General features: G+C 28.0%; 11 protein-coding genes. 3 read left to right on the forward strand and 8 right to left on the reverse strand.

Annotation, left to right across the window (positions count from 1 at the left end):
* Positions 1 to 119 precede the first annotated feature (119 nt).
* Positions 120 to 935, reverse strand: a complete 816-nt coding sequence (locus BM119_RS07995; protein WP_090040409.1) for a polysaccharide deacetylase family protein — start codon at positions 933 to 935, stop codon at positions 120 to 122.
* A 167-nt stretch (positions 936 to 1,102) separates the two neighbouring features.
* Here BM119_RS07995 and BM119_RS08000 point away from each other — a divergent pair, with 167 nt between their 5' ends.
* Positions 1,103 to 2,008 carry a DMT family transporter gene (locus tag BM119_RS08000; RefSeq protein ID WP_090040411.1) on the forward strand — a complete coding sequence of 302 codons (906 nt, stop codon included), beginning with the start codon at positions 1,103 to 1,105 and terminating at the stop codon, positions 2,006 to 2,008.
* Between the two features lie 66 nt (positions 2,009 to 2,074).
* Here BM119_RS08000 and BM119_RS08005 read toward each other — a convergent pair whose 3' ends face one another.
* On the reverse strand, positions 2,075 to 3,769 hold the full coding sequence (locus tag BM119_RS08005; protein WP_090040412.1) for a M3 family oligoendopeptidase: 1,695 nt from the start codon (positions 3,767 to 3,769) through the stop codon (positions 2,075 to 2,077).
* A gap of 214 nt (positions 3,770 to 3,983) precedes the next feature.
* Positions 3,984 to 4,601, reverse strand: coding sequence for an NUDIX hydrolase (locus BM119_RS08010; RefSeq protein WP_090040413.1), 618 nt, complete (start codon positions 4,599 to 4,601; stop codon positions 3,984 to 3,986).
* Positions 4,602 to 4,734: 133 nt separating this feature from the next.
* On the opposite strand from BM119_RS08010, the gene BM119_RS08015 reads away from it, so the two are divergent.
* Entirely contained in the window at positions 4,735 to 5,994 is a 1,260-nt protein-coding gene (locus BM119_RS08015; RefSeq protein ID WP_090040560.1) for a D-alanyl-D-alanine carboxypeptidase family protein, read from the forward strand.
* Positions 5,995 to 6,015: 21 nt separating this feature from the next.
* On the opposite strand, the gene BM119_RS08020 is transcribed toward BM119_RS08015, so the two are convergent.
* The 5 genes from BM119_RS08020 to BM119_RS08040 form a co-directional block, all read right to left on the reverse strand.
* The gene (locus BM119_RS08020; RefSeq protein ID WP_090040415.1) at positions 6,016 to 6,675 is read right to left on the reverse strand and encodes a flavin reductase family protein; all 660 of its coding nucleotides are present in this window, start codon (positions 6,673 to 6,675) and stop codon (positions 6,016 to 6,018) included.
* A gap of 220 nt (positions 6,676 to 6,895) precedes the next feature.
* A complete protein-coding gene (gene ppaX / locus BM119_RS08025) occupies positions 6,896 to 7,525 on the reverse strand; it encodes a pyrophosphatase PpaX (protein ID WP_090040416.1) in 630 nt (209 codons plus the stop codon).
* 342 nt (positions 7,526 to 7,867) lie between these two features.
* Positions 7,868 to 8,662, reverse strand: coding sequence for a divergent polysaccharide deacetylase family protein (locus BM119_RS08030; RefSeq protein WP_090040418.1), 795 nt, complete (start codon positions 8,660 to 8,662; stop codon positions 7,868 to 7,870).
* A gap of 297 nt (positions 8,663 to 8,959) precedes the next feature.
* Complete coding sequence (locus BM119_RS08035) at positions 8,960 to 9,583, reverse strand: copper homeostasis protein CutC (protein WP_090040420.1); 624 nt, start codon at positions 9,581 to 9,583, stop codon at positions 8,960 to 8,962.
* 88 nt (positions 9,584 to 9,671) lie between these two features.
* Positions 9,672 to 10,880, reverse strand: a complete 1,209-nt coding sequence (locus BM119_RS08040) for a glycosyltransferase (protein ID WP_177199353.1) — start codon at positions 10,878 to 10,880, stop codon at positions 9,672 to 9,674.
* A gap of 297 nt (positions 10,881 to 11,177) precedes the next feature.
* Here BM119_RS08040 and BM119_RS08045 point away from each other — a divergent pair, with 297 nt between their 5' ends.
* Positions 11,178 to 12,020, forward strand: a complete 843-nt coding sequence (locus tag BM119_RS08045; protein ID WP_090040424.1) for a tetratricopeptide repeat protein — start codon at positions 11,178 to 11,180, stop codon at positions 12,018 to 12,020.
* The last annotated feature ends 7 nt before the right edge of the window (positions 12,021 to 12,027 follow it).

Raw genomic sequence — 12,027 nt, forward strand, 5'->3', positions numbered from 1 at the left:
TATTCTTAACTTGTCGCTTTATAAACTTGTAATCATTAGATTTCATAAGTTAAAGTCATTTCATATAATCTTGCGACTTAACCCATTCACTCCAACCTGTCACTTATAACTTACCAAGTCTATCTATTTATAACTCCATTCATTTTTAATTTTTCCATATCATATTCAGTAATCTCATCAAATGTTTTAAATATATATCCTCTACTCTTGAATTCATCAATTATTTCTGGAAGTGCTTCAACTGTTGTAACTTTTGCTTCTGCATCATGCATGAGTAAAACTCCGTATTTTATTCCCTTAGCTTCATTCCTTACACTGTCTAATATTTTTGATTTTGAAACTATATTTGCCGTTGCATCTTCAGAACAAATATTCCAATCAATATATGAAACACCTTGATTTTTAACTTTTTCTTTTATTTCGTTTAATGTATTAGCATTACACACTAAATTATCTGAACCTCCTGGAAACCTTAAAAAAGATATGAGTTCATCTCCCGTTGCATCTTCTATTGCTTTTGTACACTTATTTAAATCATTTAAAAAATTATCTGGACTTGCATATATACTTTTATAATCATGAGTATAGGAATGCGGTAATATGCTCATTCCACTTTCTTTTAGGCTTCTAACTATGTCTTTATTTACTTCAGCTTTATAACCTATAACAAAGAATGTAGCTCTAACATTTTTTTCATTAAGTATATCTAGTATTTTAGGTGTATTGTTTTTTGAAGGACCATCATCAAATGTCAAAAAAATCACCTTTTGATTTTCATCATTTTTTACGATTTCTTCTTTATATCCTTCTGTCCATAATGCCATGGGATACTGGCCAGGATATTCTAAAGCATTTACCGAAAATTTCCTAAATACAATTAAAAACAAAAATACAATTACAATTGGAATTATTTTACTTTTAATACTCCTTTTCATGGCAATTCCTCCTTAGTTATTATTACTTTATTTTGTGCAGAAAAACTGATTTTAACTGTGGTAATTACTAGCATATAGTATGTTAAAATTAAAATCATTTGAATATTATTAAAAAAGCTTTTACAATGTTATTATATTTGAATTTTTTTTAAAAAGGGGGATATTTTTTGAAACACAAAAGTTTATATGCAGACCTTTCATTAATATTAGTTGCACTAGTTTGGGGTGCTGGTTTTGTAGCATCAAAAGAGTCTTTAAATGTAGCAAAACCTTTCTATATCATGACAATAAGATTTTCTTTAGCGTTTATTCTTATGTCTATAGTTTTTTATAAAAAGTTAAAAGAATTTTCAAAAATGGATTTTAAAAATGGATTTGTTGTTGGTTTATTTTTATTCCTTGCTTTTGGTTCTCAAACTGTAGGACTTCAATATACAGAGGCTTCTAAACAAGGTTTTCTAACAGCTACAAATGTGGTTATAGTTCCATTTTTATATTGGGGTATTTCTAAGAAAAAGCCTGATATTTATTCTATTGGTTCTGCTATATTATGCCTATTTGGGATTTCCTTACTTACCCTTGAAAATGGCTTAAGCGGAATAAATACTGGTGATTTATTAACCCTTATATGTGCCGTATTTTTTGCTGCTCATATTGTTAGTGTTGGATACTATACAGAAAAAACTGATCCTATTATATTAACAATCTTTCAGCTAGGATTTGCAGCCTTATTATCATCTATAACTGCAATATTTTTTGAACCTATTCCAACTGATTTTACAACAAGAGGTGTTTTTGCTTTGTTGTATTTAGGTTTATTTAGTACGTTCATTGCCTTTTTACTTCAAAACATAGCTCAAAAATATACTTCTTCAACACATGCTGCAATAATATTATCCACAGAATGTGTTTTTGGAAGCATACTATCCTTTATCTTTCTTAAAGAAAATTTTACACTTTTAATGGGTATAGGATCAATAACTATATTTTGTTCTGTTATAATAAGTGAAACTAAACTTAATTTTCTAAAAAAGAATAAAAATTCCTTAAGTGAAGAATCTAACTCTAACTAAAAATTAAAGCTATGAAAATATTTATTTTCATAGCTTTACATTTTAGACTTTTAATAAAACTCACTACTATAATTTTTTATCATCTACATTAGACAAATAATTTTTAACACAATCCATTACAGGTTTTAACGTACCTTTTTCAAATGGAGATTTTAAATTTGCATCTTTTAGTAAACTTAAAAAGCTTTTAGATCCACCTAAAGAACACAATTTCAAATAGTCATTCCATGCACATTCTCTGTTCTTAGTCATCTTTTCAAAGAATTGAAGGGCACAAATTTGTGCTAATGTATAATCTATATAATAAAATGGTGATTCAAAAATATGCCCTTGTTGATACCAGTATGTTCCCTTATTTAAGAACTCATTATCTTCGTAATCTCTATGTGGAAGATATTTTTTTTCTATATCTCTCCATGCTTTTTTTCTTTCGTCTGGTGTTATTTCTGGATTTTCATAAACAAAATGCTGGAATTCATCTACACTAACTCCATAAGGTATAAATGTTAATGCTGATGAGATATGTCCAAATTTGTACTTTTCTTCGTCTTCCTCAAAGAAAAGTTTCATCCATGGCCAAGTGAAAAATTCCATACTCATAGAATGTATTTCACATGCCTCTAAAGTTGGAAATAAATATTCTGGTATATCAAAATTCCTACTACAATATCCTTGGAAGGCATGTCCAGCTTCATGAGTTAACACATCTACATCTCCAGATGTTCCATTAAAATTTGCAAAGATAAATGGTGCTTTAAGATTAGGTATATCTGTGCAATATCCCCCACTAGCTTTTCCCTTTTTATTTAATACGTCTAATAATTCATTTTCTAGCATAAAATCAAAAAATTCTTCTGTTTCTTTAGAAAGCTGTGAATACATCTTTTTGCCATTATTTAATATCCAATTGGCATCTCCTTTTGGTAGTGCATTGCCACTTAAAAATTTAAAATTTTCATCATAATATTTTAAACTATTTAAGTTCAGTCTTTCTTTTTGACGCTTATATAGCTCTGTACTCACTGGAACTATGTTTTCTAAAACTTGATTTCTAAAAACTTTAACCATATCTTTATTGTAATCACTTCTGCACAATCTGTCATATGCAAGGTCAACAAAGTTTTTGTATCCTAATTTTTTAGCTATTTTAGTTCTTACTTTTACTAAATCACCATATATTTGGTCTAGCTTTTCTTCATTATCACTAAAAAATTTATATCTAGCTTCGTTAGCAGACTTTCTTGTTTCTCTATTTTTATCTGTTTGAAAGGGAACCATTCCAGCTAAATTTCTTTCCTCTCCCATAAAAGGTATATTAGCACTAGCAAGTAGCTTAGTATATTCTGATGATATTTTATTTTCTAATTGTAAATCTTCTATAACTTCTTCTGAAAAAACCTTTACTGATGCATTAGCTATATTAAAAAGTTGACTTCCAAATTCATCTTCTAGTTCTTTTTTAAACTTTGAATTAATTAAAGTTTTATAAAATTCTGAAATTACCCCTTGATAAATTGGTAGAACTTTATCAAAATGTTCTTTTTCCTCTTCATAAAACTTGTCTTGAGTATTTATTGTATGCCTTATATCACATACATTCATCATTGTATCAATATCATTCCTAATTGAATTTATATGCTTTATTAAAGATATTTGTTCTTCCTTAGAATTGCTTTCCTTAATCCCTTGTATAAGTTTTTTAAGATCCCCCTTTAAGATGTAAATATCTGGTCTTTCATATTTAAATTGGCTAAACTTCATAAAGGCCTCCTAAATAATTAGTATTTAGGCACATGAAAGAAAATACCAATTCAAAGATGCCATGTATATTTTGTGTCAGACAAGGAAGTGATATTAGTTCATAGCATAACTATGGGCTAATATCTCTGACGAAGTATGACACAAAATAGACTAGCATACTGACTTGTTATTTTTTTGAATGTGCCTTACTATAAGTATATAATTTTCAGAATTTTTATTCAATATCATTTTCTTTAATATAATCAATAAAACTTTTTATTATTCTTGCTGTAAATCCCCAAATATTACTTTCTTTATAACTATAAAAATATTGATTTAATGTTCCAGCTGAGAATTTATAATCCTTTCCACCCTCTATGAGATGAAATGGAAACTCATCATAATTTAGAGGTCCTATATTCATGGTATAAACTTGTGGTTCATTATTAAGAAAATATTTTAAAGGTATTTTCATTAATGAATGTACTTCATCTTTATTAAAATTATTTGGATAGGAATTCACATATGAAACAAATACATGCATTATGCTTCCATATGGCGTTACTAAATAATCCATTTCTCCAACATATTCAATATCTTTTCTCTCTATATTTAGTTCTTCACAACTTTCTCTAATGGCCCCCTCTAGGGGTGTCTCGTTATTTTCTATCTTACCACCTGGTAAACATATGTCTCCTGGTTGCTTTCTAAGCGTCAATGCTCTCTTTTCAAGTATTATATATTCTTCTTTATTTTCTCTACAAATTAAAATCATAACTGCAAATTCTTTATAATCACCCAAAATTTTTCCTTTTCTTTTTTTGAAAACTTCATTTATACTTTTAACTTTCATTTTTATCACCTCTACTCTTAAGATTATACATTTAGTTGCTTTAACTTCTTGTTATAATAATATAATAATGGTATATTTATTATATTATATACTTTATTGTAATTTAAAATGAACGGAGAGAAGAATCTTGAGTATGAAGAAAATTTTATCAGCAATCGCACTATCTTTATCTATTACTATAGCATCGCCTTTTATCCAACCTGTTAAGGCTGAGACTAAGGCGCCAAATATAGTTGGAAAATCTGCCCTTGTAATGGATATTGACACAGGAGAAATTATTTATTCTAAAAATGCAGACGACAAGATGTATCCAGCAAGTATTACAAAACTTTTAACAGGTGTTGTCCTTGCTGACAATGCACAAAAATCAGATGAAATAAAGTTTACATCTGATGCTAAAAAGCAACCTGAATATTCTTTAGATATAAACATAGCTAAAGGAAAGATTCAAGTTGGAGATTCTATGACCGCATCTGATGCTATGAAAACACTTCTATTATATTCTGCTAATGATTGGGCTTATGCTATAGCAGATACAATAGGTGGTAATTCTCAAAACTTTGCTAAAATGATGAATGATGAAGCAAAAAAAATAGGAATGACTAATTCTAATTTTGTAACTCCTAATGGATTACATGACGACAATCATTATACAACAGCTTATGACCTATCCCTTCTTAGTAAAGCTGCTTATGATAATCCATGGGTTAGAGAAACTATGTCTCTAGCAAAGGATAGAGTTCAAACTAAGAACAATATAATAGCTTTAATTGATAATAGAAATAAAAATTTAGGCATTGATGGTTGTATTGGTGGAAAAACAGGATACACTGAAAAAGCCGGAAGATCTCTCGTTGGTATTTATGAAAGAAATGGAAGGCATTTGGCTGGTGTTGTTTTAAAGTCTGAATATGATCAACAAGATACCCAAGTATTTAAAGATATGAAAGCTATAATAGATTATGCTTACTCTGCTGACAAGGTAGTAACTTACTCAAAAGACACTGTAGTTGCTAAAATACCTGTTAAGTATAAATCTTTTAGATTTTTTGGAGAAGAAAAGACTTTAGAGGTTCCTGTATTAGTTAAGGAAGACATAACTCAATATGAAAATGATATAAATAAAAATGATACTAAAATAGATGTTAAAGAGGGAACATTAAACCCTTGGAAACTTAAATTTGGCTCTAATATAGCTACTTTAACTGTAAAAGAAAGAAATTCTGAAAAGACTTATGATGCTTATTGCAATCAATCTTTCTCAGAATTAACAAAAGCAAATATAATAGGATATATTTCCATTATATTAGGTGCTGTTGTTGCTATATTAATAGTAGCTACTATTGTATTGCTTATTAAAAAGAATCTAAGAAGAAGAAAAAGATATTATTAAAATAATAAGTCTGTGTTAATGTTACACAGACTTATTTGCTTTTTTATTTTTATATTTTACTTTAGTCTTTTTATTCTTTTTGTTAATTTTATTTTTTTCATCCTCTTTGGTGCTAGTTTTTTTTCTAACAGAATATCCAAAAGACCCTATAGCCTTCTTTACTAATGGATAATATTCTCCATGAGAATATGATATTAAATTTCCTTTTTCAAAGTGTATTTTACCTTTTTCATCTATTATAGCCTCATCTATTGTTGATCCTACCACATCTGCCAATATTAAATCATGAGTTCCTAATGGAATAATATCTCTAACCTTACATTGTATATTTACAGGACACTCCTTTATAGAGGGAACCCCTATAATATCATTATACTCTAAATTAAAATTCATCTCTGATATCTTATCAACAGTTCTACCACTTCTAACTCCACAATAATCTACGGCCTTTGTCATAGATGCTGTAGGAAGATTTACAACAAACTCTCCACTTTCTTTTATGTATTCATATGATAATCTTTCTGGTCTTACAGATATACTCAACATAGGCGGCTTAGTACAAATTGTCCCTGCCCAAGCAACTGTAAATACATTTACTTTCTCATCTTTATTTTTGCTTGTTATAAGCACTACTGGAACTGGATTCAAAACAACGCTACCTTTAAAATTTCTTTTACTCATCCTTATACTCCTCTCATGTTTTAATTGACAATTGAAGATTGACGATTGACAATTATGGTTGAAAATTGAGAGTGTAAAGTTGAAAGTTATTGCTAAAAACCACAGGTTTTCAAAAAATTTCATCCTTAACTTGTCACTTGTCACTTGTCTCTTGTCACTCAATCAAGCTCTCACTTTCAACCTTCAATTGAAAACACAATTCTCACTAAAAACTTATTTCTTAAACTATATGTAATAAATCCTCTATATTATCTATATAATAATCTGCCTTACACTCTTTTAAGAGTTCAATTGGAATAGCTGTGTAATTTACCCCACAAGTTTTTGCACCTGCACTTTTTCCAGACATTAAATCAAAATTACTATCTCCAACCATTAAAGCTTCTTTAGGTTCAACTTCAAGGACTTCACATGCCTTTAATACTGGACCAGGCTTAGGCTTATGATCACTTGTATCCTCTGGTGTTATTATTGCATCAAAATATTCTAAGATATTATTTATCTTCATTCCTCTTTCCGCTAGAGCTCTTCTTTTTGATGTAACAATAGCTAATTTGAATCCATTGCTTTTTAATTTTTCTAAAGTTTCTGTAACTCCATTAAACTCATTACACATGGTATCATGTATTTCTTCATTATAATCTCTATAAGTTACTATCATTTTTTCACATAACTCTTCGCCTAAATTTATAAATGAATCTCTTAATGGTTGTCCAAAAAACTTACTAACTTCTTCATCTGTTTTGTCTTCATTTAGCTCTTTTTTAAATGCATATTTAAAACTTTCTGCTATTAACCTATTTGTATCTATTAGTGTCCCATCCAAATCAAATAAAACTGCCTTTATCATGAGTGTTCCCCTTCCCTATATAAACAAATTAATCTTTTTATATTTTATCTATATTATATCATAATATCCTTAATTCCTAAGCACACTTATTTTTATCCTTAGTTGTTTAACTAAGATTTTCTGTCTAAACTATAATTTAAAATTCCATTTTAAAGCTTAAAATACATGAAATTGAGTTAAAAACACCTTAAGGCATCTTCAAAAAATAATGGACCAACATTCTTTGAATCTATGGCCTATTATTTTTTTAGATGCCTAATTTAATGTCTTTTAATTGTTCTCATTATATTTTTTAATAAGATAATAATTTACTTTATTTAGAATTTATTTTAGACCTCTATATTATTCTGATTTTAATTGTGATAAAAATACGAACTCTATTCCTTTATTTTCCAATTTATGCATTTTGTTTTTTATTCCATTTACTGTTATTTTACCCCCTTGACCACCCACATGTCCTATAACAATAGCATATCCTTTTTCTTTTGCTATATCAGCTGCTTTTTCTAGCTCATTTTCAACATTTTGTTGACTGTGAACGTGATCTAAAAATACATCTCTTCCATAGTACGGAACTCCTAACTCTTTACACAGCGCTTCTCCCTTTGAATTCATAGTAGTCTTAGAATCTAAGAAAAACATTTCTTTTTCTTTTAATACTTTAAAAACTGGCATTAGTATTTTATCATCTCTCATTACTTTAGACCCCATATGATTATTCATTCCTTTAGCCTCTGGTATTTCTTCTATAGCCTCTCTTACTCTTTTATCCACTTCTTCATTGCTTAATCCCGTCATTAGTGGCTTTTTACCTAACCAACTAGCTTTTCCTTTGTCTGGCTCCATAGGCATATGAATTATCACTTCCTTACCTTTAGCTGCAGCTAATTTCGCCTCATACGATGAATGTTCTGTAAATGGAATAATAGCTGCTGTAATAGGTATTTTAAGATCTAGCATATCATTTGTTCCTTCACCTTCATATCCAAAATCATCTATAACTATAGCAATCTTTCCACTTTCTTTATTCCCCTCTTCTCCATATGCATATTGCTCATAAAAACAACTTATTGTAAAAAAGCTTATACATATACAAACTAAAATTTTTGTTACTATATTTAATGTTTTATTTTCCATTTAAATTACTCCCTTCTTTATATACCATTTTTATTATCTCCTAATATTACTTCATTATGTATTCATGTAAAAAAAGTGGCTACGTCATTTTCAAGTGACAAGTTTACAAGGATAAGTTCAGGTTGAAAACCACAGATTTTAAATTTTATAATTTCCTGGTAAAATAATAAAAGAGATATTTTTATACCTTTAATCTTTAGGTAAAAAAATATCTCTTTTATAACTTAAGGCACATTCACAAAATATACATGGCATCTTGGACTTGTTATTTTCTTTAATGTGCCTAATATATATTTATTAATTCTTTAAGTTCCCTCTTATTTTTGTTCCATGTACTTCAACAGCGCCTGTAAATAAAGAAAATTCTTTATAATTATCTTTATTTAATCCGCCCCCTGGAAGTATTAGTATCCTATTATTAGCTTTTGCAATAAGCTCTTTGATTTTTTCTTTTCCATCTAAAGCATTAGTACTACAACCTTTGGTTAATATTCTATTAAACCCTAAATCTATAATGTCCTCTAATGCGGTAAATTTATCTTCTATTTCATCAAATGCCATATGAAAAGTAAGCTTTAATGGTTTAGATTCCTCAACAAGTTCTTTTAGTATTTCTTTATTTAATGTGTTATCTTCATTTAAAACTCCTAATACAACTCCATAAACGCCTAAATCTTTGCATATTTTTATATCTTTTTTCATTATTTCTATTTCATCTTTGCTATAAATAAAATTTCCACCTCTAGGTCTAATTATAACCATTATAGGGATATTAATTTTTTGCTTAGACATAAATATTGTTCCATATCCAGGTGTTGTTCCACCTTGGTCTAAATTATCGCATAATTCTATCCTATTAGCCCCTAATTCTTCAGCCTTTTTCCCCTCTTTATAATTTCCAACACATGCTTCAAAAATCATAATTTCTCCTCCTATAATAAAGTGGCTATGCCATTCTTTAAGTCACAAGTTGAGGTTGTTTTTTTAATACATTCTATTAGTCTAGCTCTTATAAATCTATGTTTTTTTCTATTACCTTACTTAACCCTGACCATGTTAGTTCCTGTGTATCAATTTCATTATAATCCTTACTATTTTTCACCTTACTAATTGTTTTTATTATACTCTTCTTTAGCCTATCTTCATATTCCTCAATACCACTCTCACATGGTTCATCTAAACTTTTCATTTTAGGAAGCTCTACATACTCTATCCTTCCTGAGTTATTTATATTATCTCCAAACCAATTTTTAACTCCATTAAGTTCAGATGATATTACGTACATTCCAGATGATAACGCTTCAACTAAAACTAGTGGCAACCCTTCATAAAATGATGGTAAAACAAAGATATGACTTTTATTATATACATGACTTAATTGATGTTGTGTTAATCTACCTAAAAAATTAATAGTTAACTGACTCTTTTCTGCTAATTTAATAATATGCTTTTTCTCCTCATTACATCCATCGCCAATTATATTAAGACAGACTTCATTTTTATTAAGTTCTAATGAACTATAAGCATTAATTAAACATCTAACACCTTTTGAGTAACATAACTTTCCTGTATAAACTATATTTATTTTTTTACTCTTTTTTAAGTTTTTATTGTAAAATATACTATCATCATATCCAATGCCTGAAACTATTATCTTTTCCTTATCAATATTAAAGTTTTTAATTAAATCCTCTTTTTGATCATTATGTAATACGAATACTCCGCTTAATTTTTTTAGATTATTCATTATAAATTTCTTCTCTAAATTATGACTTTTTAATTGCCTTAAATCAGTGCCATGACATATACCGTATACTTTAATTTTTTTAGCAATATCCACTGTCAATGCAGTAACTAAGTATAAATGATTACACAATATTACATCTGGTTTGAATTCATTTATAGCCTGTACTATAGTATTTTCAAATTCGCATTTAAACTTATACAGCATATCCTTATCTAAATCTCTATATCTAGTGCTATTGTATGGCATAACATCACTCATACCAACAATATTAAATGGCAATTTTTTTGTATTAAATATAACAGGATATGATTTTACTTCATCAATTCCTAGTTCTGATTCATTTAAATTTTCTACACCACATAAAATACTTTGTTTATGTCCTCTTTTTTTAAATTCCTTAATCAAATTTCTTATGTAAAGCCCACTTCCTGTATCACTAGGTTTTTGTGATATAATATGTAATATTTTCATTAACATCCTCCCAATAATTATCTATATAACCTATTACCTCATTAAAACTTCTCTAAAAGCTAATAAACCCCTATAAAGCTTATAAAAAATTACTATAATCCTGAGAATCACATATCTATTATTATAGTCTATAAACAATTCATTTTCTATAGATTATATCAATAGTTAAATTATTGCTTAATTTTCTAAATATTTCAACTTTTCACTTTAACAAAAGTGAACTTCATTGTATAATGTATTATAAATTAGTAAAATGTCATTTGTATTTTCAACTTAAATTATTGGGGGTATATTGTTATGAAATCTATAGTGATAGAAATTTTAGCTATCTTAATAGGATTTGTGGGTTTATCAATTATAAATCCTTTTTTAGCTAAATTTGCTTTATTGGGATATTTTCTTTATAAATTAATAACTAGACGATATCTTTTTTACACTTTAAAAGGAAGAAAGCTTTATGATAATGGAAATAAAGAAGATGCATTACAATATTTTGAAAAAGCATCAAACTCAAAATTCTGTAAGCCTAGAGTTTATGTAAGTTATGCCTATCTTTTACTTATTGAAGGTAAGCTAGATGATTGCGAGAAAATGTTAAATATGGCTTCAAAATTCACATTAGCTTCTAAAGATAATCTAAATGCTAGAATAACTCTAGCTTTACTTAATTGGAAAAAAAATAATTTAGATGAATCTATAAATATATTAGAAGAACTTTATAAAGAGAATAAAAGTATTACTTTATATGAAGGCCTTGGTTACTTGTTAATTCTTTCTGGCGATTATGAAAAAGCTCTTAAATTTAACCTTGAAGCACTAGAGTATGATTCATCTAGTTCAATAATTAATGATAATGTTGCTGAAAGTTATTACTTCTTAGGAGATCTTGAAAAAGCTAAAAAAATTTATTATGAGCTAACTCAAAGTCCTTTATCTTTTAGTGAACCTTATTATTATTATGGTTTAATTCATAAAGAAGAAGGTGACTTGGAAAGTGCTGAAAGATTGTTTAAAAGAGCATTAAAATGCCCTGATTCACTTTTAACTGGATTGTCTAAAGAAACAATCAAAGATGAGCTAACAAATCTTCAATTAGAAAAAAATGAGTTAAATTGTGATGATCAATTAACTGTGCCTTAGTTTTAAA

Origin of the sequence: Clostridium frigidicarnis, assembly GCF_900111985.1 — a bacterium.
Classification (GTDB): Bacteria; Bacillota; Clostridia; order Clostridiales; family Clostridiaceae; genus Clostridium_Z; species Clostridium_Z frigidicarnis.

Excerpts from the sequence above, each read along its gene's own strand:
- BM119_RS08020 (WP_090040415.1), bottom strand. The coding sequence starts at position 6,675 with ATGAGTAAAAGAAATTTTAAAGGTAGCGTTGTTTTGAATCCAGTTCCA.
- BM119_RS08040 (WP_177199353.1), bottom strand. The coding sequence starts at position 10,880 with ATGAAAATATTACATATTATATCACAAAAACCTAGTGATACAGGAAGT.
- BM119_RS08030 (WP_090040418.1), bottom strand. The coding sequence starts at position 8,662 with ATGGAAAATAAAACATTAAATATAGTAACAAAAATTTTAGTTTGTATA.
- BM119_RS08035 (WP_090040420.1), bottom strand. The coding sequence starts at position 9,583 with ATGATTTTTGAAGCATGTGTTGGAAATTATAAAGAGGGGAAAAAGGCT.
- BM119_RS08015 (WP_090040560.1), top strand. The coding sequence starts at position 4,735 with ATGAAGAAAATTTTATCAGCAATCGCACTATCTTTATCTATTACTATA.
- BM119_RS08010 (WP_090040413.1), bottom strand. The coding sequence starts at position 4,601 with ATGAAAGTTAAAAGTATAAATGAAGTTTTCAAAAAAAGAAAAGGAAAA.
- BM119_RS08045 (WP_090040424.1), top strand. The coding sequence starts at position 11,178 with ATGAAATCTATAGTGATAGAAATTTTAGCTATCTTAATAGGATTTGTG.
- ppaX (WP_090040416.1), bottom strand. The coding sequence starts at position 7,525 with ATGATAAAGGCAGTTTTATTTGATTTGGATGGGACACTAATAGATACA.
- BM119_RS08005 (WP_090040412.1), bottom strand. The coding sequence starts at position 3,769 with ATGAAGTTTAGCCAATTTAAATATGAAAGACCAGATATTTACATCTTA.
- BM119_RS07995 (WP_090040409.1), bottom strand. The coding sequence starts at position 935 with ATGAAAAGGAGTATTAAAAGTAAAATAATTCCAATTGTAATTGTATTT.